Origin of the sequence: Iodobacter sp. (genome assembly GCF_025352645.1) — a bacterium.
Classification (GTDB): domain Bacteria; phylum Pseudomonadota; class Gammaproteobacteria; order Burkholderiales; family Chitinibacteraceae; genus Iodobacter.
Genome location: NZ_JANXSO010000049.1, coordinates 16,658 through 37,782, shown reverse-complemented (window position 1 = coordinate 37,782; position 21,125 = coordinate 16,658). Strand labels below are relative to the sequence as shown.

General features: G+C 48.3%; 17 protein-coding genes. 12 read left to right on the top strand and 5 right to left on the bottom strand.

Annotation, left to right across the window (positions count from 1 at the left end; translation table 11 throughout):
* Nucleotides 1–548 precede the first annotated feature (548 nt).
* Nucleotides 549–2,594, top strand: a complete 2,046-nt coding sequence (gene pta, locus Q0R17_RS06805; RefSeq protein WP_293933288.1) for a phosphate acetyltransferase — start codon at nucleotides 549–551, stop codon at nucleotides 2,592–2,594.
* 292 nt (nucleotides 2,595–2,886) lie between these two features.
* Nucleotides 2,887–4,392, top strand: a complete 1,506-nt coding sequence (locus Q0R17_RS06800) for an AMP nucleosidase (protein ID WP_293933286.1) — start codon at nucleotides 2,887–2,889, stop codon at nucleotides 4,390–4,392.
* Between the two features lie 458 nt (nucleotides 4,393–4,850).
* Here the strand turns inward: Q0R17_RS06800 and Q0R17_RS06795 are convergent, their stop codons facing one another.
* From Q0R17_RS06795 to Q0R17_RS06785, 3 genes are all read right to left on the bottom strand, one after another.
* Nucleotides 4,851–5,492 (bottom strand): glutathione S-transferase family protein, encoded by a 642-nt coding sequence (locus Q0R17_RS06795; protein ID WP_293933284.1) that lies wholly within the window; start codon nucleotides 5,490–5,492, stop codon nucleotides 4,851–4,853.
* Nucleotides 5,493–5,572: 80 nt separating this feature from the next.
* On the bottom strand, nucleotides 5,573–6,982 hold the full coding sequence (locus Q0R17_RS06790) for a PhoH family protein (protein WP_293933282.1): 1,410 nt from the start codon (nucleotides 6,980–6,982) through the stop codon (nucleotides 5,573–5,575).
* A gap of 229 nt (nucleotides 6,983–7,211) precedes the next feature.
* Nucleotides 7,212–7,673: a peroxiredoxin gene (locus Q0R17_RS06785; RefSeq protein ID WP_293933280.1), complete on the bottom strand. Its 462-nt coding sequence runs from the start codon at nucleotides 7,671–7,673 to the stop codon at nucleotides 7,212–7,214.
* 93 nt (nucleotides 7,674–7,766) lie between these two features.
* Here Q0R17_RS06785 and dcd point away from each other — a divergent pair, with 93 nt between their 5' ends.
* On the top strand, nucleotides 7,767–8,342 hold the full coding sequence (dcd, locus tag Q0R17_RS06780; RefSeq protein WP_046350061.1) for a dCTP deaminase: 576 nt from the start codon (nucleotides 7,767–7,769) through the stop codon (nucleotides 8,340–8,342).
* A gap of 72 nt (nucleotides 8,343–8,414) precedes the next feature.
* Nucleotides 8,415–9,248 (top strand): sulfurtransferase, encoded by an 834-nt coding sequence (locus Q0R17_RS06775; protein ID WP_293933277.1) that lies wholly within the window; start codon nucleotides 8,415–8,417, stop codon nucleotides 9,246–9,248.
* Between the two features lie 41 nt (nucleotides 9,249–9,289).
* On the opposite strand, the gene Q0R17_RS06770 is transcribed toward Q0R17_RS06775, so the two are convergent.
* Together Q0R17_RS06770 and Q0R17_RS06765 are read right to left on the bottom strand one after the other, a co-directional pair.
* Nucleotides 9,290–9,688 carry a hypothetical protein gene (locus Q0R17_RS06770; RefSeq protein ID WP_293933276.1) on the bottom strand — a complete coding sequence of 133 codons (399 nt, stop codon included), beginning with the start codon at nucleotides 9,686–9,688 and terminating at the stop codon, nucleotides 9,290–9,292.
* 308 nt (nucleotides 9,689–9,996) lie between these two features.
* Nucleotides 9,997–10,767, bottom strand: coding sequence for an RNA methyltransferase (locus Q0R17_RS06765; RefSeq protein ID WP_293933275.1), 771 nt, complete (start codon nucleotides 10,765–10,767; stop codon nucleotides 9,997–9,999).
* Nucleotides 10,768–10,932: 165 nt separating this feature from the next.
* On the opposite strand from Q0R17_RS06765, the gene Q0R17_RS06760 reads away from it, so the two are divergent.
* From Q0R17_RS06760 to Q0R17_RS06725, 8 genes are all read left to right on the top strand, one after another.
* Nucleotides 10,933–11,715 carry an inositol monophosphatase family protein gene (locus Q0R17_RS06760; RefSeq protein ID WP_293933274.1) on the top strand — a complete coding sequence of 261 codons (783 nt, stop codon included), beginning with the start codon at nucleotides 10,933–10,935 and terminating at the stop codon, nucleotides 11,713–11,715.
* Nucleotides 11,716–12,034: 319 nt separating this feature from the next.
* Complete coding sequence (gene mutS / locus Q0R17_RS06755) at nucleotides 12,035–14,620, top strand: DNA mismatch repair protein MutS (RefSeq protein WP_293933273.1); 2,586 nt, start codon at nucleotides 12,035–12,037, stop codon at nucleotides 14,618–14,620.
* A gap of 308 nt (nucleotides 14,621–14,928) precedes the next feature.
* Nucleotides 14,929–15,375: a hypothetical protein gene (locus Q0R17_RS06750; RefSeq protein WP_293933272.1), complete on the top strand. Its 447-nt coding sequence runs from the start codon at nucleotides 14,929–14,931 to the stop codon at nucleotides 15,373–15,375.
* 179 nt (nucleotides 15,376–15,554) lie between these two features.
* Nucleotides 15,555–16,970 carry a 23S rRNA pseudouridine(2605) synthase RluB gene (gene rluB, locus Q0R17_RS06745; RefSeq protein ID WP_293933271.1) on the top strand — a complete coding sequence of 472 codons (1,416 nt, stop codon included), beginning with the start codon at nucleotides 15,555–15,557 and terminating at the stop codon, nucleotides 16,968–16,970.
* Nucleotides 16,971–17,039: 69 nt separating this feature from the next.
* Nucleotides 17,040–17,549, top strand: a complete 510-nt coding sequence (gene greB / locus Q0R17_RS06740; protein ID WP_293933307.1) for a transcription elongation factor GreB — start codon at nucleotides 17,040–17,042, stop codon at nucleotides 17,547–17,549.
* Nucleotides 17,550–17,616: 67 nt separating this feature from the next.
* Entirely contained in the window at nucleotides 17,617–19,671 is a 2,055-nt protein-coding gene (locus tag Q0R17_RS06735; RefSeq protein WP_293933270.1) for an ATP-binding protein, read from the top strand.
* Between the two features lie 39 nt (nucleotides 19,672–19,710).
* On the top strand, nucleotides 19,711–20,532 hold the full coding sequence (locus Q0R17_RS06730; protein WP_293933269.1) for a thymidylate synthase: 822 nt from the start codon (nucleotides 19,711–19,713) through the stop codon (nucleotides 20,530–20,532).
* 87 nt (nucleotides 20,533–20,619) lie between these two features.
* On the top strand, nucleotides 20,620–21,099 hold the full coding sequence (locus Q0R17_RS06725; protein WP_293933268.1) for a dihydrofolate reductase: 480 nt from the start codon (nucleotides 20,620–20,622) through the stop codon (nucleotides 21,097–21,099).
* Nucleotides 21,100–21,125: the final 26 nt, after the last annotated feature.

Below are 21,125 nucleotides of genomic sequence, written 5' to 3'. Positions count from 1 at the left end.
ACCTAAGGTGATGGATGGAAAACGTTTGACTGCTGCGGCTGCATGGCAGCAAGGTGATTCTAAACGATTCTTTGATATAAAGCAGGGCGACAGCCCTACTTAAGCAATCGTCAGGGGCTATTGCTTTGTTTCGTTTCAAAACCGCAGCCAGTGCCGCCGCGAACTAATTGTCAACGGCTCCTAAAACAGGTAGGGAATTGATCTCAGTTATTTTGGCCTTGGGTTGGGTCGTTTTGGGCTATGTTTTTATAAGTTTTGCACGCGCTCTCCTTTATCTCTTGCATTTGCCCCTGCGCTGAAAAGTCCATACTGTGCTTTGTAAACTACGCTATAGAATTGGTATTTAGTGAGTATTTACGTCTAGAGCGGCTAATGATCGTGTTTTTTTATGACTTGGAACAAAGTTGCTGCGCGAGGTGTGAAAGTTGCCGACCTAAAAGCGGCACTTTGTTCTACATTGACGGCCTTTACAGGCGCTTTGCCTGTTTGTCATACAAACTACTGTTTTTTAGCCGTAACCCAGCTTGCGGCGAGCTTAGGATTAAATTATGCAAACCTTTTTTGTGGCACCTACAAGGCAAAATGTTGGCCTTACTTCGGTCTCTTTAGGCGTAGTTCGCGCCTTACAACATCAAGGCTTAAAAGTAGGCTTTGTTAAACCGGTGTCACAAGAACACCACGGCATTGAGCGCTCCACTCATTTTGCCGCGCAAATTTGTCAAATTGAATGCCCGCACTCGCTCTCCATTGCTCAAGTGATTGCGCGTGTTTCGGCGGGGCAAAATGATGAATTACTCGAAGATATTGTTAGCCTTTGCATGGGGGCGGCCCACGATGTGGATGTACTGGTGGTTGAAGGCATGCACTTAGATCCAAGCAATGCATTTACTGCCCGCCTAAATAATGAAGTTGCCCGTAGCTTACAAGCCGAAGTCATCTTAGTCGCCAATGCCCGTGCCGTTGGCGCGGTGGCAGAATCTCGCCTTGCGGCTAGCCAGCTCAAAAACGAAGGTTGCAAAGTGGCGGGGGTAATCTTTAATAAAGCCGCTGAAAACTTTGATGCGGCCTCTGTTCAATATGAGCTAGATGGGATTGCGCTATGGGGCGTCATTAAGTACGACGCAGTATTAATGGCTCCGCGCACCTTAGATATTGCTCGGCATTTAAATGCGGAAATCTTGATTGAAGGCGATATTGCAAACCGCCGTGTATTAGAAACGGTGATTGCTGCACGTTCAGTCCCCGAAGTGATCGAGCGCCTAAAAGCGGGTGCGCTAGTGATTAGCGCAGGGGATAGGGACGACGTGATGCTGGCAACCGCACTGGCCGCCAGTAAAGGTGTGCAGTTGGCGGGCTTACTGCTAACGCATTCCAGTAAGCCAGACGAGCGCATCTTGGAATTAGCCCGTCAGGCTTTAAATAGCGGGATTCCTGTCTTGCGTACCGATAGCGACAGCTTTAATACCGCGATTCGCATCACGCAATTGCCTCCTGCCGTAGCAGAAGATGATAGCGAGCGCATGAATTTGGTGCTGGATGCCGTAGCCGAGCAAATTGATATGGCCATGTTAATGAATGCGGTGAAAGTGCCGCCATCAACACGTATGTCGCCACCGGCTTTCCGCTATCAGCTGATTCAAAAAGCGCGTTCTTCACGTAAAACCGTAGTCTTACCCGAGGGCGAAGAGCCACGCACCATTCGCGCCGCGATTATTTGTGAAGAAAAAGGCATTGCCCACTGCGTATTGCTAGGCAAGCGTGCCACGATCGAAGCCATTGCTGCGGCACAAGGTGTTTCATTGCCTGCTAGCTTAGAAATTCTTGATCCAGATGTTGTTCGGGCTGAGTATGTAGCACCGATGGTAGAGCTGCGTAAGAGTAAGGGCTTAACCGAAGGACAAGCCTTGCAACAACTTGAAGACACCGTGGTATTGGGAACCATGATGTTGGCGGTAAATAAGGTAGATGGTTTGGTGTCTGGGGCGATCCACACCACAGCCAGCACCGTGCGCCCAGCCTTGCAGCTGATTAAAACGGCACCAGGCTCGTCTATTGTGTCGTCAGTGTTCTTTATGCTGATGCCAGAGCAGGTTTTGGTTTATGGCGATTGCGCGATTAACCCAAATCCAAATGCAACTCAGCTGGCAGAAATCGCTAAGCAAAGCGCCGATAGCGCCCGTGCTTTTGGCGTAGATCCTAAGGTGGCAATGATTAGCTACAGCACGGGGATCTCCGGTGCCGGTGCTGATGTGGATAAAGTACGCGAAGCCACCGCGCTTGCGCATAGTCTGTACCCAGATCTAGTTCTGGATGGCCCTTTGCAATACGACGCCGCTTCGGTTGCTGAAGTTGCCGCACAAAAAGCACCTAGCAGTGCAGTCGCGGGTAAGGCTACCGTGTTTGTCTTCCCTGATCTAAACACCGGCAATACCACGTATAAAGCCGTGCAGCGCAGCGCCCATGTAGTGAGCGTTGGCCCAATGCTGCAAGGCTTGCGTAAACCGGTGAATGATCTATCACGCGGCGCATTGGTGGATGATATTGTGTTTACCATTGCATTAACTGCCATCCAAGCGCAGGACTTGGCCGCTTAATTGCCTTCTTTTGCCAAAAAAACCGGGCCATTGTCCGGTTTTTTTATGGGCGAAAGCTTTACTTTGCATCACGGATGTTACGCAGCAAGATTAAAAAATACGCCGCCCACTAAAAATACAAAAAGCACGAATAGATGGCGCATAACAGCTAGGGTGCAGCAAGCAGCTGCCCCTACGATTGTTTACAGTTTAGTAAAATAAGATAACCGTAATCTATTTAAAAGTAGAATAGACCTGCTAGAAAGTTTTCCTTCTATTTGTATTCCAATGAAAAAAAGCTGGAGACGCCCCAATGAGCCGTCGACGTATGCCTTATCTGCCTGAATTTATTGCCCCAACTCGCCACACTGATCCCGCGCAAGCCTTAGCCCAAGTTCGCTTGATTTATGATCGCAGCGTGGCGCATTTGCGCGATGCCATGCAGCGTTTTGTTGCTGGGGAAACTTTACCTGGCCATGTGCGCGCTTATTACCCTTTTGTCCGAATTCAAACCGATACAGCTACACGCTTAAATGGCAGCGAAGCGCACCTGAGCTATGGCTTTGTGGCGGGGCCAGGTAGCTTTGAAACCACGCTGACTCGCCCAGATTTATACGAAAAATATTATTTAGAGCAGTTTACTTTGTTGCTGCAAAGCCATCGTGATGAGCTAGAAGTGGGTATCAGTACCCAGCCCATCCCCGTGCATTTTTCTTTTGCCGAACATGACCATATTGAAGGTACGCTCAGTATTGAACGCCGCCAATTAATGCGCGATATGTTTGATCTTCCTGACTTATCCGCGATGGATGACGGTATTGCCAATGGCACCTATGAGCCCAAGCCCGGAGAGCCAGAGCCGCTTTCGCTATTTACCGCAGCAAGGGTGGATTACTCCTTGCACCGTTTGCGTCATTACACTGGCACCGTGCCAGAGCATTTTCAAAACTTCGTGCTGTTTACCAATTACCAGTTTTATATCGACGAATTTGTGCGGCTTGGGCGTGAAAGCATGCAAGACCCAGCGAGTGAATACCTCGCTTTTGTAGAGCCGGGTAATGTGGTGACTCGCCGTGTGGGGGAGTTAGCCCAAGCCGCTGATGCCCTAGGGGCAGAGCCACCACGCCTACCGCAAATGCCTGGTTACCATTTGATCCGTGCAGATAACGCGGGGATCAGCATGGTGAATATCGGCGTAGGGCCAGCGAATGCCAAAACCATTACCGACCATATCGCCGTCTTGCGCCCTCATGCGTGGATTATGCTGGGCCATTGCGCGGGCCTGCGTAATTCGCAGCAAATGGGCGATTACGTTTTGGCGCACGGCTATGTTCGTGAAGATCATGTGCTCGACGAAGATTTACCACTTTGGGTGCCGGTGCCTGCCTTGGCAGAAATCCAGCTCGCACTGGAGGCCGCCGTATCGCAAATCACCGAAATGAAAGGAGCCGAACTCAAACGCATTATGCGCACCGGTACCGTGGCAAGTACCGATAACCGCAACTGGGAGCTACTTCCTGACAATCGCCCGCAAAGACGCTTTAGCCAAAGCCGTGCCATTGCGCTAGATATGGAAAGCGCCACCATCGCCGCCAACGGCTTCAGATTCCGCGTGCCTTATGGCACTTTGCTGTGCGTGAGCGATAAACCGCTGCATGGCGAAATCAAACTTCCCGGTATGGCCAATCACTTCTACCGCGAACGAGTCGATCAGCATTTACGAATTGGTATTCGGGCGATGGAGTTGCTGCGCGATCAGGGCGAAGGGCAGCTGCATAGCCGTAAACTGCGCAGCTTTGCAGAAGTAGCATTTCAGTAAGATTATGCAGCTTACTTAGCTGTTTTAATGCGGCCCAATCCTTCCAAAAAAGGATATTGGGCTGCATAAGCGCAGCAGCAAGCTAAGCATGTATATCTATATTTAATAATCTGATTATGCCCTCTACTCAATAGCGCTTATGTAAATAAATTTTTTACAGCCGCACTCTGTTTTTGTAGGGCGAGTAAAACCCAATCCTATTAACTTAAGATTTAAGCAATATGTAGGGTGGGCAAGGTGGTTTATCTTGCCCACGCGGATACGCGGCGTGGGCAAAGAACGCGCCCACCCTACGATGTTTTAACATGCTTGCAATAGTGCAATCCAAGTTGAAGCCCGTGTAACAATTAAAACATTGCCCTTAAGTTGATAGGATTGGGCTGCACTCGCCCTGCGATATTTATAATCAATGTGAGCAAGAGACATAATCAGGTTTAATGATTTAATTCTAGGTTTTTTTATTTCTGTTGCATTGCATGCAAAGCAGGCATTAATTCAGTTAATACTTTTTTGACACTATCTCTTTGCATTAATCGCGCGAAATACGCAGTGATATCGGCGTGCTCTGTGAATGGGTGTAATTGCTGTGCGTAAAATAGAGCCCCAAAGAGCGCACAATCTACAATAGAGAAATCATTGCTGGCTGCGTAAGTGAAACTGGCAAAGTCTTTGTCCATAGAGGTAAATAAAATGGACAAAGTATCGTGCGCTTTGGCGACTGCCTGTGGGTTTTGCTGATTTTGTGGCTTGATGGAATCAAAATAAAGAATCAATATTTGATCGGTAACATAAAGATCAATCATCCGCTCCCTAAGATGGGTACGACGCGCTGCAGTTTTTTCTCTAGGAATAAGCTGAGTGCCTTGCCCTGAGAATTCGTTTTCTAGGTATTCAATAATAATGCCGGATTCCGGCACAAATAACTCGTTGTCACCAGTAAGGAGGGGTATTTTTCCAAGCGGATATAGCTTTTTATAGGCTAAATGTTCCTCTTTATTAGATAAGTCTATAATAGTGGGAGTAAATTCGATGCCTTTCTCATAAAAAGCGATTAATACCTTTTGAGAATAAGGTGATGCAATATTGTAATGCAATTTCATGAAAGTCTCCTTGTGGCGATAGCGGGTTTAATGACGATATAAATATAGTAAAAAGGCCAGCAAATGCTGGCCTTTGAGGTTTATAAAGCTTCCGCTGCGTAATCTGCCAATCTGGATCTCTCGCCCCGTGTCAGGGTGATGTGCCCTGAGTGCTCCCACATCTTAAAGCGATCCACCACATAGGTCAGGCCAGAGCTGCCTTCTGTAAGGTAGGGCGTGTCGATCTGGCTGATATTACCCAAGCACACCACCTTGGTGCCGGGGCCGGCGCGGGTGATGAGGGTTTTCATTTGCTTGGGGGTTAAGTTTTGCGCCTCGTCGATAATTAAGAATTTTTTGAGGAAAGTGCGGCCACGCATAAAGTTGAGTGATTTCACCTTAATGCGTGAGCGAATCAAATCCCGCGTAGCGGCGCGGCCCCAATCGCCTGCTTCGGCATCAGATTGGTTGAGCACATCAAGGTTGTCTTCTAGTGCGCCCATCCACGGCATCATTTTTTCTTCTTCCGTGCCGGGCAGAAAGCCGATGTCCTCCCCAACCGGAACCGTGACGCGGGTCATGATGATTTCGCTGTAGATTTTAGATTCCAGCGTTTGCGCAAGGCTGGCTGCCAAAGTCAGTAGTGTTTTGCCCGTGCCCGCTTGCCCAAGTAAGGAGACAAAATCGACGTCGGGATTCATCAGCAGATTAAGCGCAAAATTTTGCTCGCGGTTTCTAGCCACAATGCCCCAAATGGCGTTTTTGTGGTGGCTATAATCTTTTAAGCTTTCGATCAGCGCCGATTTGCCTTCCACGCTCACCACGCGGGCCGATAGCGGGGTGTCGTCGGCTTGAAAGAGCAGTTGATTAACGTGCAGATCCACACAGTCTGGGCCTTTGATGCGCCAGTAGCTACGTCCACCTTCTTGCCAGCTTTGCAAGTCTTTACCATTACGCTCCCAAAACTTTTGGTTGATTTCGCGCATGCCGGTGTAGAGCAGGTCGGTGTCTTCTAATACTTTATCGTTAAAGTAATCTTCAGCGGCCAATCCCATCGCGCGCGCCTTGATGCGCATATTGATGTCTTTGGAAACCAAAATCACTTGGCGTTGGGTGTGCATTTGTTGCAGGTGATGAACAACACCTAGAATTTGATTGTCGGCTTTGCCCATAGGGAGTTGGGCGGGCAGCACGCTAGTGATGGCTTCGGTTTGCATAAATAGCCGACCGACGGCTTGGCCCTTGCTGGCGGTGTCAAGGGATACGCCGCTGTGTAGATCTAGCTCTTTGCCGGAAATCAGCTCTTCTAAAAAGCGACTGGCTTGGCGAGCGTTGCGGGCAACTTCAGAAGTGCCCTTTTTATTGTTGTCGAGCTCTTCTAGCGTCATCATCGGCAAGAAAAGATCGTGTTCCTCAAAGCGATATAAAGAGGTGGGATCGTGCATTAAAACATTGGTATCCAGAACGAAGAGCTTGGTAATGCTCGGTGCTTTGCGCTTGCGGGTTGCCATGGTGAACTCCATAGATCAAAGGGCTGCGTTTCTGGAAAGGGAATGTTGATTTTTAAGTGGCTGCGTAGGTGCTCCTTGTTGAGGTTTGTAGGGCAGCTTAGGTAAGACATTGCAGATGCTGGTTTAAGCTTTTGTCATAATTGGGTGCCGCTTAGTATGCGTGCTATTTTGGGCTTAACTTGATGTCTGTAGGCTTAGACGAGATGTTGTCTAAGCCGCCATGCGTTGTTTACAGCGTTTTTACAAATGTCAGTACTTCTACAACATGACCTAGCACTTTGACGCCGCGCCATTCTTTTACGATGGCACCTTCTGCGTTAATCACAAAGGTGCTGCGCTCAATTCCCCTTACATCTTTACCATACATCTTCTTTTGCTTCATGACATCAAAAGCAAGGCAAGCTGTCTCTTCTGGGTCAGAAACCAGCTCAAATGGGTAGCTTTGTTTGGCTTTGAAGTTTTCGTGGCTTTTAATGCTGTCGCGCGAGATGCCAAATACTTGGCAGTTTGCGGCTAGGAATTGCTCAAAGTGATCGCGAAAATCTCCGCCTTCGGTGGTGCAGCCAGGGGTGCTGTCCTTGGGGTAGAAATACAGCACAAAGGCTTGGCCTTTGAGTGCTGCGGTATCAAATTTGCTTTCACTGGTGGCGAGTAAGTTTAATTCTGGGCATTGCGATATTTGAGTCTGCATCAAAGAATCTCCATGTTGCAATGATTATAGATGCGTTAATAGGTGCTTGGCAGCTACAATAAGGGCAAATATTGTGATAAGGATGTGACAGCAATGAGTATCAAATCTGACAAGTGGATTCGCCGTATGGCAAGCGAGCACGGCATGATCGAGCCATTTGTGCCTGGGCAAGTAAAAGAAGTGAACGGCGAACGTATTGTTTCTTATGGTACTTCTAGCTATGGCTACGATATTCGCTGCGCCGATGAATTCAAAGTTTTTACCAATATTAACTCGACGATTGTTGATCCAAAAAACTTTGATGAAGGCAGCTTTGTGAATGTTTCTGGTAAGGGATATTGTATTATTCCGCCAAATTCTTTCGCCTTAGCGCGTACCGTGGAATATTTCCGCATTCCGCGTAACGCTTTAACAGTGTGTCTGGGTAAATCCACTTACGCACGTTGCGGCATTATTGTGAATGTCACGCCGTTTGAGCCAGAGTGGGAAGGCTATGTGACGCTGGAGTTTTCTAACACCACGCCGCTCCCTGCCAAAATTTACGCCAACGAAGGCGTAGCGCAGGTCTTGTTCTTTGAGGCCGATGCGGATGATGTCTGCGAAACATCCTACCGTGATCGCGGTGGTAAGTATCAAGGCCAAAGTGGCGTCACACTGCCTAAGACCTAAGTTTTACGTTTCTTCCTTGCAGGCCCGTATCCGTACGGGCCTGTTTTTTGATTAATACCCCAAGGATTGCTGATGTCCCCGCTTATTTCTGCTTCGCAATTACAAGAACAATTGGCCGATGTGCTGCTGATTGATTGTCGCCATGATTTGAGCAATCCGCAGGCGGGGCGCTCGGCCTATGCAGAGGGGCATTTGCCTGGCGCGTATTTCCTGCATATGGATGATGATCTTTCTGGGCATAAAACCGGCAAGAATGGCCGCCACCCTTTGCCTGATCCGCAAGTTCTGGCAGATAAACTGGCAAGCCTTGGTGCGAGTCGTTTCCGTAACATTGTGGCTTACGATGCGCAGGGTGGAATGTATGCCGCTAGATTATGGTGGCTGCTGCGTTGGCTGGGGCACGACCAGGTGCAGGTCTTAGATGGCGGAATGGCGGCATGGCAGGGTGAATGGGACAAATACTTGCCAAAACCAGAGGCTGCCAAATTTGTTGCTGAGCTACGCCCCGAGCTGATGGTGGGTGTGGAAGAGGTGCTGGCAAATATCAAACTGCCGCTATTCACCGTGGTGGACGCTCGTTCTCCTTCTCGTTTTAAAGGGGAGGGCGAAACGCTCGATCCTGTGGGAGGGCATATCCCCGGCGCGATTAATCGTTTTTTTCAAGATAACTTGCAGGAAGACGGCCGCTTTAAATCTGCTGCAGTGCTTAAGACCGAATGGCAGTTGCTACTCGCGGGAGTGGATGCAAGCCATACCGTGCAACAATGCGGCTCAGGCGTAACGGCCTGCCATAATTTACTGGCGCTGGAAGTGGCGGGATTAAGTGGGGCGAGGCTCTATGCCGGTTCTTGGAGCGAGTGGTGTACAGATGCGGCTAGGCCGGTGGCTTATTATAGAGTGACCTAGCTTAGTAGCTTAATGTCAACGCATGCCATTGCGGCGTGTACTTACAGCTTTTGAAGGAACTCTGTAATTTCCTTCTGCCCCATTGTTACTGGGTTGATATAAGGTCTGTTTGATGAACTGTTTGATGAACTGTTTGATGAAACGAGAAATGGGCGATCTAAGCCATAAGACTGTGTATCGCTTATATGTGTATTTTTAATTTGTTCCTTTGTGATTTCAAAATAATTACTTTTTTTAAGCGAATTATACTCGCTGAGTATCTTGTCAGCGTTTTTTGTAAATGTCACGTCATCATCTTCATGTATCGTAAAGTGCAGGCCGAGTTCGTTTTTTGTTTGAGGCGATGTAAGCCAGTTAATAATATCTGAGCCTTCTCCTTGGATGAATCTTGCCTTGATAGCGTTTGCGTCAAGTCTTAAATATTTAATTTTAGTTGTCATGGTATGTAATCCTTCTATGGTTGGGCGGGGCTAGTAGCAATTAGTGTAAGTGGTACCAAATTGCGTGTTACTGGTGCCGAAGGGTTAAGGCAAGGAAAGCTGCTAGTTTTAACATTGTGACTGTCGCCTGCTTGATCGTTATGCTTTGTCAGGGTAGCCACCGATATTTCTTACGAAAATCCGTATTTTACGTAAGCTGATGTGTGGTATTGGGGTGAGTTAATTGATGAGTGAAAAGAATAAAAAACGGCTTTGAACTATCCAAGTTCAAAGCCGTTTTTTATTAAAGCGGTAACTAATAACCAAACTTATTTCGGCGGCTTCAACCAGCGCTCAATCGTGGTGGTGGCGCGCAACCAGCCACGCAAGATATCAACTTCTTCGCGTTCTAGGTTGGCGCGGGTAAACATGCGGCGCATTCTGGGCATCAGGCGCTTAGGTGCGTCTGGCTTTAAAAAGCCGATGGTGGTCAGTGTTTCTTCTAGATGGGTAAAGAAATGCTCAAGCGCATCATGCGTAGCACTGTCTCGCTCTTCAGCGAGGTGGGATACATCGTCGAGCAAGGTGGCGTGTATCTCATAAGCGAACACTTGCACGGCTTGGGCCAAATTCAGGCTGGAGTAATCTGGATTGGTGGGAATCGTTGCCATGCGGTTACACAGCAAGACTTCATCAATGGTTAAGCCCGACATCTCGGTACCAAACACCAGTGCAATATCGTGGCCCGCTTGAATACTCTGGATAATTTCTGGCGCAAGCTGCCTAGGGGTTTGTAATGGATGCGCAAGCTCTCTGCGGCGGGCGGTGAGGGCAATTTGCAAAGTGGTGCCAACCAAGGCTTCTTCCATGCTGCTGACTACAATGGCGGTATTAAGTACATCATCGGCATTGCTGGCTAAGGCGGTGGCGGTTTCTGATGGGAATTCCTTAGGGTTGATCAGGTATAGCTGGCTGATTCCCATGGTTTTCATGGCGCGGGCTGTGGAGCCAATATTGCCTGGGTGTGAGGTATGCGAAAGCACCACTCGGATGCGCGAAAGGCAGCTAAGGGCAGAATTACTTGCAGGAATTGTATTCATTATGTTTATTCATTTTAATAGCACAGGTAGAATAGCGGCCAATCTTATATCGGGTAGCTGCGGGGACTGCAGTGTTGCTTTGGCCGAATTATACCGCGCTTGGGCCTTACGCTTCTTTTTTTGCTGCCACCCTCATTGATCTTTTACTTTTATTCAGGAATAGCCATGCATCCAATGCTCAATACCGCTGTGCGCGCCGCGCGCCGCGCCGCTTCAATTATCCAACGTGCATCTAGTAATTTGGATCACCTTACGGTAGAAAAAAAAGGCCAAAATGATTTTGTGTCTGAAGTAGACCGTGCGGCAGAGCAAGCCATTATCGATACCATTCTCGAAGCGTACCCAACGCACGCCATCTTGGCCGAAGAATCAGGTCGCCGCGGCGAATCAGAATACACATGGATTATTGATCCATTGGATGGTACTACAAACTTCTTGCATGGCGTTCCTCAGTACGCAGTATCCATTGCGCTAGAGCATAAGGGCGTGATCACCCAGGCCGTGGTTTACGATCCTTGCCGCAATGATTTATTCACGGCAACCCGCGGTGTTGGTGCTTATCTGAATGATCGCCGTATCCGCGTATCAAAAGTACGTGAATTATCTGAAGGCTTGATCGCAACGGGTTTTCCATACACCCGCTTTGATAATCTAGAAAACTACATCAATATTTTCCGCGATATGACACAAAAATCCGCTGGCCTACGTCGCCCAGGTGCTGCAGCCTTGGATCTGGCTTATGTAGCATGCGGCCGTTACGATGGCTTCTTTGAATTTGATCTTAAAACCGTTGATATCGCTGCTGGCTCGCTCTTGGTACAAGAAGCGGGTGGTTTAGTGACTGACTTGAATGGCGAAGAAGGCTTCTTGCAATCTGGCGATATCCTTTGCGGTACCCCCCGCGTATTTGGCCAAATGTTGTCGGTGATTCGTCAGCATAACGCTTAAGTTTTGCTTTGAAAGGCATTCAAAAGCCTGTGGGTACAGAGGCAAGCTAAGGACACAAGCGCATAATATTTCTGTGTGGCTCGCCTCTTGAAAAAGCGTCATCTTCGATGGCGCTTTTTTTATATGTTGTAGGGTGGCTTAGGCCAAGCTTGAAGCTGATCTAAAATGTGATCGTTTTCGGCCGTCAGCCACCATGGCGTTATGATGGCTGACGGCCAAGATATAGTCGCACTAATATTGAGTGCCTTGATTGGCCTAACCCCCTCTACAGATTCGCTTTGGTTTTAATAAAAATAAATTAATGGTTAAGGAGTAAAAAATGGCGGAAATTTCTAATAAAAAGAGTGAGGCTAAAAGCGCCAAGCCAACTCACACGCCATTTATGCAGCAATACCTGCGTTTAAAGAGCGATCACCCCGATAAACTGCTGTTTTATCGTATGGGTGATTTCTATGAGTTGTTTTTTGACGATGCAATACGCGCGGCAAAGCTGCTGGATATTACGCTGACCACTCGCGGCTCAACGGGCGGTGAGCCGATTCGGATGGCGGGTGTGCCTTATCATGCTGCCGAGCAATATCTGGCCCGTCTTGTCAAAATGGGCGAATCGGTAGCGATTTGTGAGCAGATTGGTGAGGTAACAGGGAAAGGGCCGGTTGATCGTAAGGTTATGCGCATCGTCACCCCTGGCACGCTGACCGATACGGCCTTAATGGATGTAAAGGTAGAGAATCGCTTGCTGGCGCTGAATTTTGTGCGCGGCAAGATGGGTATGGCTTGGCTGTCGCTGGCGTCCGGTGATTTTGCTCTGATGGATAGCACACCAGAAAAGTTAGCATCAGAGATAGAGCGCTTACGCCCCGCAGAGATTCTGGTTAGTGATGATGCAGGGTTGGCGATGTTTGAGCACTTTCAAAATGGCTCTGCCGTCATCAGAAAACTGCCGCCTTGGCAGTTTGAGGCCGCCAGTGCGCTACGCAATTTAACTCGCCATTTTGAAACCCATGATTTATCTGGCTTTGGTGTGGTAGACGGTATGTTGGCGCTAGGCCCCGCCGGTGCCTTGCTTGAGTACGTGCGTAGTACGCAAGGTGGCGCATTGCCGGTATTGGCTGGGCTGCGTTGTGAATCGCAAAGCCAATATATTGAGCTGGACGCGGCAACGCGGCGTAATTTAGAAATCACCGAAACGATTCGAGGTGAAACCTCTCCAACTCTATTTTCTTTGCTAGATCACTGCGCAACGGGCATGGGATCACGTTTGCTGCGCCACTGGCTGCATCATCCACTGCGCTCACAGGGCAAAATTTTACAGCGCCAAAACGCCATTGCTGCCTTGTTAGCGACGGGGCTGTTTACATCTATCCACGCTGCGCTTGATTGCATCAGCGATGTAGAGCGCATTACCGCGCGCATCGCCTTAGCCAGTGCAAGGCCGCGTGATTTATCTAGCTTGCGAGATAGCTTGGCGGGCTTGCCAGCCTTACTGCAGGTATTACCAGAAGATGATTTTTTTGCGGCACTGGCTAAGGCGCTCACCCCAGACGCTCAGATCCTTGAATTGCTCAGCGCCAGCATCAAGACCGAGCCATCTGTGGTGCTGCGAGAAGGGGGGGTGATTGCCGATGGCTATAGCGCCGAACTCGATGAATTACGCGCCATTCAAACGCATGGCGGGGAATTCTTATTGGCACTAGAGGCGCGTGAGCGTGAGCGCACGGGCATCCCAACGCTAAAGGTAGAGTACAACCGCGTGGCGGGTTACTTTATTGAAATCACTAATTCTTACGCAGGCGCGGTGCCGGATGATTACCGCCGTCGCCAAACCATGAAAAATGCCGAGCGCTATATCACGCCAGAGCTCAAGCTATTTGAAGATAAAGCCCTGAGTGCGCAAGAGCGTTCTTTGGCCTTAGAAAAATCCCTGTACGAAGATCTACTGCAACGCCTGCAGCCTTATCTGGGCGCTTTGCGCTTAGCCGCGCAAGGCTTGGCGACAGTGGATGTGTTGGCCAGCCTGAGCGATACGGCCGAGCGCGGCAATTATATTGCACCGCAATTTGTAGATGGGCAGGTCTTGCATATTGAGGCGGGCCGCCATCCGGTGGTTGAGGCGCAGATTGATGATTTCATCCCTAATGATGTTGATTTTTCCGTGGTGCGCAAATTACTGCTGATTACGGGGCCAAATATGGGCGGTAAATCCACTTATATGCGCCAAGTGGCCCTGATTGTGCTGCTAGCCCACGTAGGGAGTTTTGTTCCGGCCCAAAGCGCGGTGATCGGAAAGCTGGATCGTATCTTTACCCGTATCGGTGCTTCAGATGATTTGGCGGGTGGACGCTCAACCTTTATGGTGGAAATGACCGAAACCGCCAATATTTTAAACAATGCTTCGGAGCACTCCTTAGTATTGATGGATGAAGTGGGCAGGGGTACGTCCACCTTTGATGGCTTGGCCTTGGCTTGGTCAATTGCGAAGGCTTTAATCGAGAAAAACCGTGCTTACACGCTATTTGCCACGCATTACTTTGAGCTAACGCGCTTAGCGCAAGATTATCCAGTAGTGGCTAATGTGCATTTAGATGCGGTTGAGCACAAAGATAAGATTGTGTTTTTGCACGCCGTACAGGAGGGCCCCGCTTCGCAAAGTTATGGTGTGGCCGTGGCACAGTTGGCGGGGGTGCCCAAGGACGTGGTTAGAGCAGCAAGAAAAAAACTCCTCGAGCTAGAATCCAACAGCGTACAGGGCGGCATGCAGGGTGATTTGTTTGCAACTGCAGCGGTGGCACAGATCGAGCCTGATCCGCATCCTTTGCTGGATGTATTGGCGAGCGTTGATCCGGATGCATTAAACCCGCGTGAGGCGCATGATTTGTTATACCGCCTTTGTGCCATGCTTTAGGGTGAATTCACTGCTGCGTTGTTTGCGGCAACTTAAAACGCAATAGTAGTGTTTGATGTTGTAGTGAGAATCATGCGCAAAATAATTTGGCTTTTGCATATAGCTTCCTATAATTGAATTACCTTACTTTATATCTGTGTTTATGCTGCTCCAAACCGTATTTATCGGTAGCGAGTGGCATTAAATGCTTTGTTTTTTAAGTTTGTCGCAAAAAATTCGTAAGAATGTAAATTTTACCAGTTAGAATGTAAGGCTGTTTGCTAGTATGAATCCATAAGCAAATGTGCTTTTCCTAAGAGGGAGTGGCTGTGAATACGGTGTCTGATCTTACAGTGGCGGGGCGGGATAATCAGGGCAGTACTTTGCTGGAGATTGCGTCTTTTTTATCGGATGGAGCACCTAACGAGGGTTTTTCTTTAACAGAGTTAAACGCTAAAGCATCGGCTGAATTAAAAAGATTCGGTTTGGATTTACAAAGCCAATTAGCCTTGATAGGCGTCACCATTCCTCCTGCTTTGCAGCTAAGAGGGGATGATGTAGGGGCCTTGCATGTCATTGGTGAACATGCGCTAAAATCTGAAATTGAAGTTTTTTTAAACGATAACACCCGCATCTTGAAATGGTATAAAGAAGTTGAAGTGATGCATGAAATTTTGCGCAGCACTCAATTAAGTGAAGGGCAAAGCTTGGAAAATCAGGTTTTCAACTTGGGTCTAACTAGTTTGGGCTGCGTTGCTTTTTTTTCGATGCTGTAGGACTGCAGTGCCGTTAATATTTGCTTCATTCACAATGATGAAATAAACGTCAATAGCCTGCTGTTAAGAAGCTTGCCGCCGCCGAGTATTTATCGGCGGCGTTTTTATTCTGAGGGATGAATATCGTCTAAAGCGCATATTCAGGTTATAATCCTCTGTTTTTTTGGAAAGAAACGCACATGAAAACCACCCGATCACGTCGCCCCCAGCCGGCTATTGCAGAGCGTAAGGCCAGCGAGCGCACCGCGCAGGCCGCAGGTGTGGGTAAGCGTACGGGTGGCAAACCCGCCGGTGACGAATACTCAACCCGAAATCCCGCCTTTGGCAAAGCCGCTGTGACTAGTGCAAAGCCTGCCGCTGGCCGTGGCCGTAATGAGCCAGTCACGAGTACGCCCGTTGCTGGTCGTGGCCGTAACGCCTCAGCCACCAGCACGCCAGCGCCTAGCCGAGGCCGTAATGTAACGGTTGGCGCTCCTGCTACATCGCCAGCGCAAGGCCGTGGCCGCCCTGCAGCTGCTCCAGCATCAGCGCAACAAACACGTGGCGGCCGAAGTGGCCGTGGTGCTGAGTTGCCTGCATCGGCTTATGAGTCCAGAGGGCTACGCACACCACGCTCTAAGCCTAACCCACAAGGCGGTAAGGCTGAACGCCCAACTTTTGAGGCGTATAAGGCCGTTGCTGCGGCTAATGCGGCTATTGGTGTTGGGGACGAAACACGCAAAATCAAATACAAAACGGTGAGCCGTGCTCGTCGTATGCAATTGCGCCAAGGCTCGGTTAAAGAGCTGCAAATGCAAAAAGAATTACGTGAACGCCGCGTGGCTACTACAGAAATCCCTGCCGAGCGTCTGCAAAAAGCACTGGCCTTTACAGGCTATGGCTCACGTCGCGCCATGGAAGACGCCATTGCGGCAGGTAAGGTATCGGTAAATGGTAAAATTGCCGCCTTGGGTAGTAAGGTTAGCCTAGGTGACGATGTTCGCTTTGATGGTAAGAAAGTTGTATTGAAATGGCCGGATCGCTTGCCGCGTATCGTGATGTATCACAAGCAAGAAGGCGAGTTGGTGAGCCGTGATGACCCAGAAGGCCGTGTTACAGTGTTTGATCGTCTGCCACGTTTAAAATCCAGCAAATGGGTTGCTGTTGGCCGTTTGGATTACAACACCAGCGGTCTGCTGCTGTTTACCACATCGGGTGAGCTGGCTAACCGCATGATGCACCCTAGCTTTGAAGTAGAGCGTGAGTACGCAGTACGTGTATTTGGTGAGCTGACACAAGAGCAAATCAATGAAATGCTTAAGGGTATCGAGTTAGAAGACGGCACCGCCCACTTTGCTAGCCTACAGCGCCGTGGTGGTGAGGGCTTTAATCACTGGTATCACGTGGTGCTTAAAGAGGGCCGTAATCGTGAAGTGCGCCGGATGTTCGAGCATTTTGGTTTGATTGTAAGCCGTTTGATTCGCGTACGCTTTGGTGCAATGACTCTGCCAGGTCGCTTACGCCGTGGTCATTTCCACGAACTAACCGAGTTAGAAATCTTAGGCGTAATGCGTTGGGCTGGCCTGAAAATCAACGGCCGCCAAGCTGACGAGTAAGCCTCGATGAGTAAAGCGTTTATTCGGGAAACCGAAACCGATGATGATGAGCTGCCTAGCGAGCTACGCGTGCCCGCTGGCAGCAAAAATTATATGACCCCCGGTGGCTGGCGTAAAATGAAGGCAGAATTTGCCCAGCTGGTGCAAAAAGAGCGCCCCGAATTAACGCTACTGATCAACTGGGCCGCCTCTAATGGTGATCGCTCAGAAAACGGTGACTATATCTATGGTAAAAGACGATTGCGTGAAATTGACCGACGCATTCGTTTTTTAACCAAACGTCTCGAATTAGCCGAAGTCATTGACCCAGAGCTGCGCGAAGCCACAGATCAGATCTTTTTTAGCGCTACGGTGAGCTATTTAAGAGAAGATGGCCGAAGCGAAACGGTGGCGATTGTGGGTGTAGATGAAACTGATATGAAGCGCCACTATATTAGCTGGACGTCCCCCGTTGCTAGGGCGTTGATTAAGGCCCGTGAAGGCGATGTCGTGCTCTTGCGTACTCCAGCCGGAATCGAAGAACTAGAGATTACTGACGTGATCTATCAGGCACTAGACACCGAGATGCCTAGCTTCTAGGTGTTTTTCCTGATTTTTTCTTAAATGGTACTTTGCACATTCCATTTGCTTGCGGTATCTTCTCCCCATGGATACCTTACAGCCTCCCCGTAATAGTCTTTTTCGCCGCGTTTTGCGCAATATGGCAATGCGTATTGTGCTCGCTGGCGCACTGCTTTCGGCATTAAGCTATTACTGCAGTTATGTTAACTTCCAAGAAGAAGCGCTCGCCAATTTAGCGCAATATATATCTGCTCGTAGCCAATTAGAAAGTGAGTTATTTGTACAGGCAGAAGCAAATACTAAGATTGTGCGCGATGAATTTTTGCGCCGCTATGTGTTACTTGACGAAACTGATCCCGCCCCTGCATTTTATTCCCTAATTGCACAAGACAAAGATCGAATGTGGCGCGTTCGGGTGCAAAAAGATGATTTTGAGCGCAAAGCAACCATTGCAATCTTGCCCAATACTCCACAAACGCCCACGTTTATGCGCCAAGTTTTATTGGGCTACGATATATTGTCACAATATGGTCCTGCTTTTCGTAACCGTTATTACGATACCTTTATTGATTTTAATGTGTCAGATTGCAGTTTGATGTATTTGCCGGATTTAAACTATGCACGCAATGGATCCGTTGCAGATTTTGCTGCGGATCTTGAAGTTGAATTAGGCGCAACGCCGATTAAAAACGTTGAGCGAAAAACGTTTTGGACCAGTATATATTTTGATCGCCAAGCATTACGCTGGATGGTTTCGGTGGTTACGCCGCTTGATTATTTGGGGAAATATATTGGTGGAATAGGGCAAGATGTTTTATTAGATCAATTAATAGAGCGTAATAATAAAACAAGCATCCCTGGTACTTATAACATTACGATGACCCGCAGTGGCGAATTGATTGCTCATCCAGATAAGATGGATAAAATAAAAGCCAGCCAAGGGCATTATAAAGTTCAGCAAGACCCTGTGTTAAAAGGGATATATGAAGCGACTCTAAGTGCTGGTCGAGATCGCCGTTTTGTAGAAACACCTGATGGTTTAAATTGGCTGGGTGTTGCACCTATTGAAGGGGCTAATTGGCTATTTGTTACGGTATACCCTAAAAAGCTTTTGCAAGAAAAAGCCGCTAAAACCACCAGTATCGTTCTATTGTTAGGCATGTTGGCTTTAGTGGTTGAGTTGTTTTTAATGACTTGGGTGTTAAAGAAAGAGGTGGCCAAGCCTTTGAGTCGGCTTAATAAAGCCATTAATGCACTGGCTACTGGTGCATCTAGTGATCAACTTGATATTGAGCGCACTGATGAATTGGGTGATTTAGCGCGCAATTTTGATGATATGTCTAGAACAGTGCAATTACATCGCCAACACTTAGAAAAATTAGTTGATGTGCGCACTGGTGAATTAGCCAGCCGCAATGAGCAATTAGAAGTCTTGAATGATTCGCTGGTCCATTTAAATAAAGAAAAAAATGAATTACTCGCTATTGCAGCTCATGATCTAAAAAATCCTATAGCAAGCATTCAAGGAATGGCTCATTTAATTGCTATTCGTTTGGATGAATGGCCTAGGGAGCGGGTATTAGATAGGTTGGCGGGAATTGGCTTACTTGCCGATAGAACTCAGGGTATTTTAAGTAATTTATTAGATCACGAAGCATTAGAAAGTGGTTCTGTACAAATTTATATGGAATCGCTTTGTTTAAATGCTTTGTTGCTAGAGTTGTTATCAAGCTGGGAAGAGCGCCTTGCGATTAAGCAACAGGTTTGCTTATTGGTGACGTGCAATCATCCTATATGGGCTGATCGGCAAGCGCTGTGGCAAGTGTTAGATAATTTGCTGTCTAATGCGTCTAAATATTCGCCGCAGGGGAGTGTGATTCATTTAAATAGCGCGCTAGATGGGGAGGTATTGCGGATTTGCGTTGTGGATCAAGGCCCAGGCGTTGCTCCGCATGAAATATCTAAGCTGTTTTTAAAGTTTAGCCGTCTTTCTGCATTGCCAACTGGGGGCGAGCACACCACGGGGCTGGGCTTATCTATTGTGAAGCGCTTGGTAGAAGCCATGCAGGGCCGTGTTTATTGCCAGAGTCAGTTTGGCAGCGGTGCGACTTTCGTAGTCGAACTTCAGTCTAGGCTCTGATAAACTTCGGCCCTAACGAATTCACTATGGACCCTTTTTATGCGTCAATATCTTGACCTGCTACAGCATGTTTTAGACCACGGAGTCAGGAAAGAAGACCGTACGGGTACCGGTACGGTGAGTGTATTTGGCTATCAAATGCGCTTTAATTTAGCCGATGGTTTCCCTCTCGTTACCACTAAAAAAACACATTTAAAATCGATTACTTACGAATTGCTGTGGTTTTTACGTGGTGAAACCAATGTGAATTGGTTGCAAGAGCGCGGCGTAAAAATCTGGAACGAATGGGCGGCTGCCGATGGCGAATTGGGCCCCATTTATGGTTCGCAGTGGCGTAGTTGGCCAACCGCTGATGGTCGTCATATCGATCAAATAAGCGAAGTTGTGCAGCAGTTAAAAACCAATCCAGATTCCCGCCGAATTATTGTGTCGGCATGGAATGTGGGTGAGCTGGATAAAATGGCTCTGCCACCTTGCCATGCTTTCTTTCAATTTTACGTAGCGCCTGCGCAAGCTGGGGACGCGGATCAGCGCGGCAAGCTATCGTGCCAGCTCTATCAGCGTAGCGCCGATATTTTCTTGGGTGTGCCATTTAATATTGCTTCTTACGCCATGCTGGTGATGATGTTGGCGCAAACGTGTGATCTGCAAGTGGGGGATTTTGTTTGGACAGGTGGCGATTGCCACATCTATAGCAATCACTTTGATCAAGTCAAAGAGCAGCTTTCCCGCTCGCCCCGTGCTTTGCCCCTTATGAAGCTCAACCCAGCGAAAAAAGATATTTTTGATTTTGAACTTGAAGATTTTACCTTGGAAGCTTACGACCCTTATCCGGCTATTAAAGCCCCAATCGCGGTTTGATTTCAAAAGTATTCTGGCTAGCACGGATCGGCAAGCAAGGCCGCTTTCTTGCCTGCTTTTGAAATGAAGATGGAATAAGGAAGAAAGATGGATATTGCAATTATTGCTGCAGTTGCGCAAAACGGTGTTATTGGGATAGAAAACCGGCTGCCTTGGTCTTTGCCTGAAGATCTAAAAAACTTTAAAGCGCTGACGATGGGCTCGCCCATGCTGATGGGGCGTAAGACATTTGAGTCTTTACCTGGGCTTTTGCCAGGACGCCCACATTGGGTGCTGACACGAAGCCCAGAGTGGCAAGCGGCTGGGGCAACGGCTTATGTCAGCATTGAAGACGCTTTGGTCGCCGCAGAGGGGCATGAAAAACTGTTTGTTATTGGTGGGGGCGAAATCTATACCCGCGCTTTAGCTTTGGCCAATGTGCTTTATTTAACAGAGGTGGCATTAAGCCCTGTTGGAGATGCTTATTTTCCTGAGTTTAATAAAGCAGAATGGAAAGAAGTATCGAGGCAGCCTCAGTTAAGCGCTAAAGGCATTGAATTTGCCTACGTTGAATATCGGCGAATTTAACTTGCACTGAAAAACCCGCCATTGGC

Bases quoted from the DNA above. Each gene is read 5' to 3' on its own strand.
- pta (WP_293933288.1), top strand. From the start codon at position 549: ATGCAAACCTTTTTTGTGGCACCTACAAGGCAAAATGTTGGCCTTACT.
- Q0R17_RS06800 (WP_293933286.1), top strand. From the start codon at position 2,887: ATGAGCCGTCGACGTATGCCTTATCTGCCTGAATTTATTGCCCCAACT.
- Q0R17_RS06795 (WP_293933284.1), bottom strand. From the start codon at position 5,492: ATGAAATTGCATTACAATATTGCATCACCTTATTCTCAAAAGGTATTA.
- Q0R17_RS06790 (WP_293933282.1), bottom strand. From the start codon at position 6,982: ATGGCAACCCGCAAGCGCAAAGCACCGAGCATTACCAAGCTCTTCGTT.
- Q0R17_RS06785 (WP_293933280.1), bottom strand. From the start codon at position 7,673: ATGCAGACTCAAATATCGCAATGCCCAGAATTAAACTTACTCGCCACC.
- dcd (WP_046350061.1), top strand. From the start codon at position 7,767: ATGAGTATCAAATCTGACAAGTGGATTCGCCGTATGGCAAGCGAGCAC.
- Q0R17_RS06775 (WP_293933277.1), top strand. From the start codon at position 8,415: ATGTCCCCGCTTATTTCTGCTTCGCAATTACAAGAACAATTGGCCGAT.
- Q0R17_RS06770 (WP_293933276.1), bottom strand. From the start codon at position 9,688: ATGACAACTAAAATTAAATATTTAAGACTTGACGCAAACGCTATCAAG.
- Q0R17_RS06765 (WP_293933275.1), bottom strand. From the start codon at position 10,767: ATGAATACAATTCCTGCAAGTAATTCTGCCCTTAGCTGCCTTTCGCGC.
- Q0R17_RS06760 (WP_293933274.1), top strand. From the start codon at position 10,933: ATGCATCCAATGCTCAATACCGCTGTGCGCGCCGCGCGCCGCGCCGCT.
- mutS (WP_293933273.1), top strand. From the start codon at position 12,035: ATGGCGGAAATTTCTAATAAAAAGAGTGAGGCTAAAAGCGCCAAGCCA.
- rluB (WP_293933271.1), top strand. From the start codon at position 15,555: ATGAAAACCACCCGATCACGTCGCCCCCAGCCGGCTATTGCAGAGCGT.
- Q0R17_RS06735 (WP_293933270.1), top strand. From the start codon at position 17,617: ATGGATACCTTACAGCCTCCCCGTAATAGTCTTTTTCGCCGCGTTTTG.
- Q0R17_RS06730 (WP_293933269.1), top strand. From the start codon at position 19,711: ATGCGTCAATATCTTGACCTGCTACAGCATGTTTTAGACCACGGAGTC.
- Q0R17_RS06725 (WP_293933268.1), top strand. From the start codon at position 20,620: ATGGATATTGCAATTATTGCTGCAGTTGCGCAAAACGGTGTTATTGGG.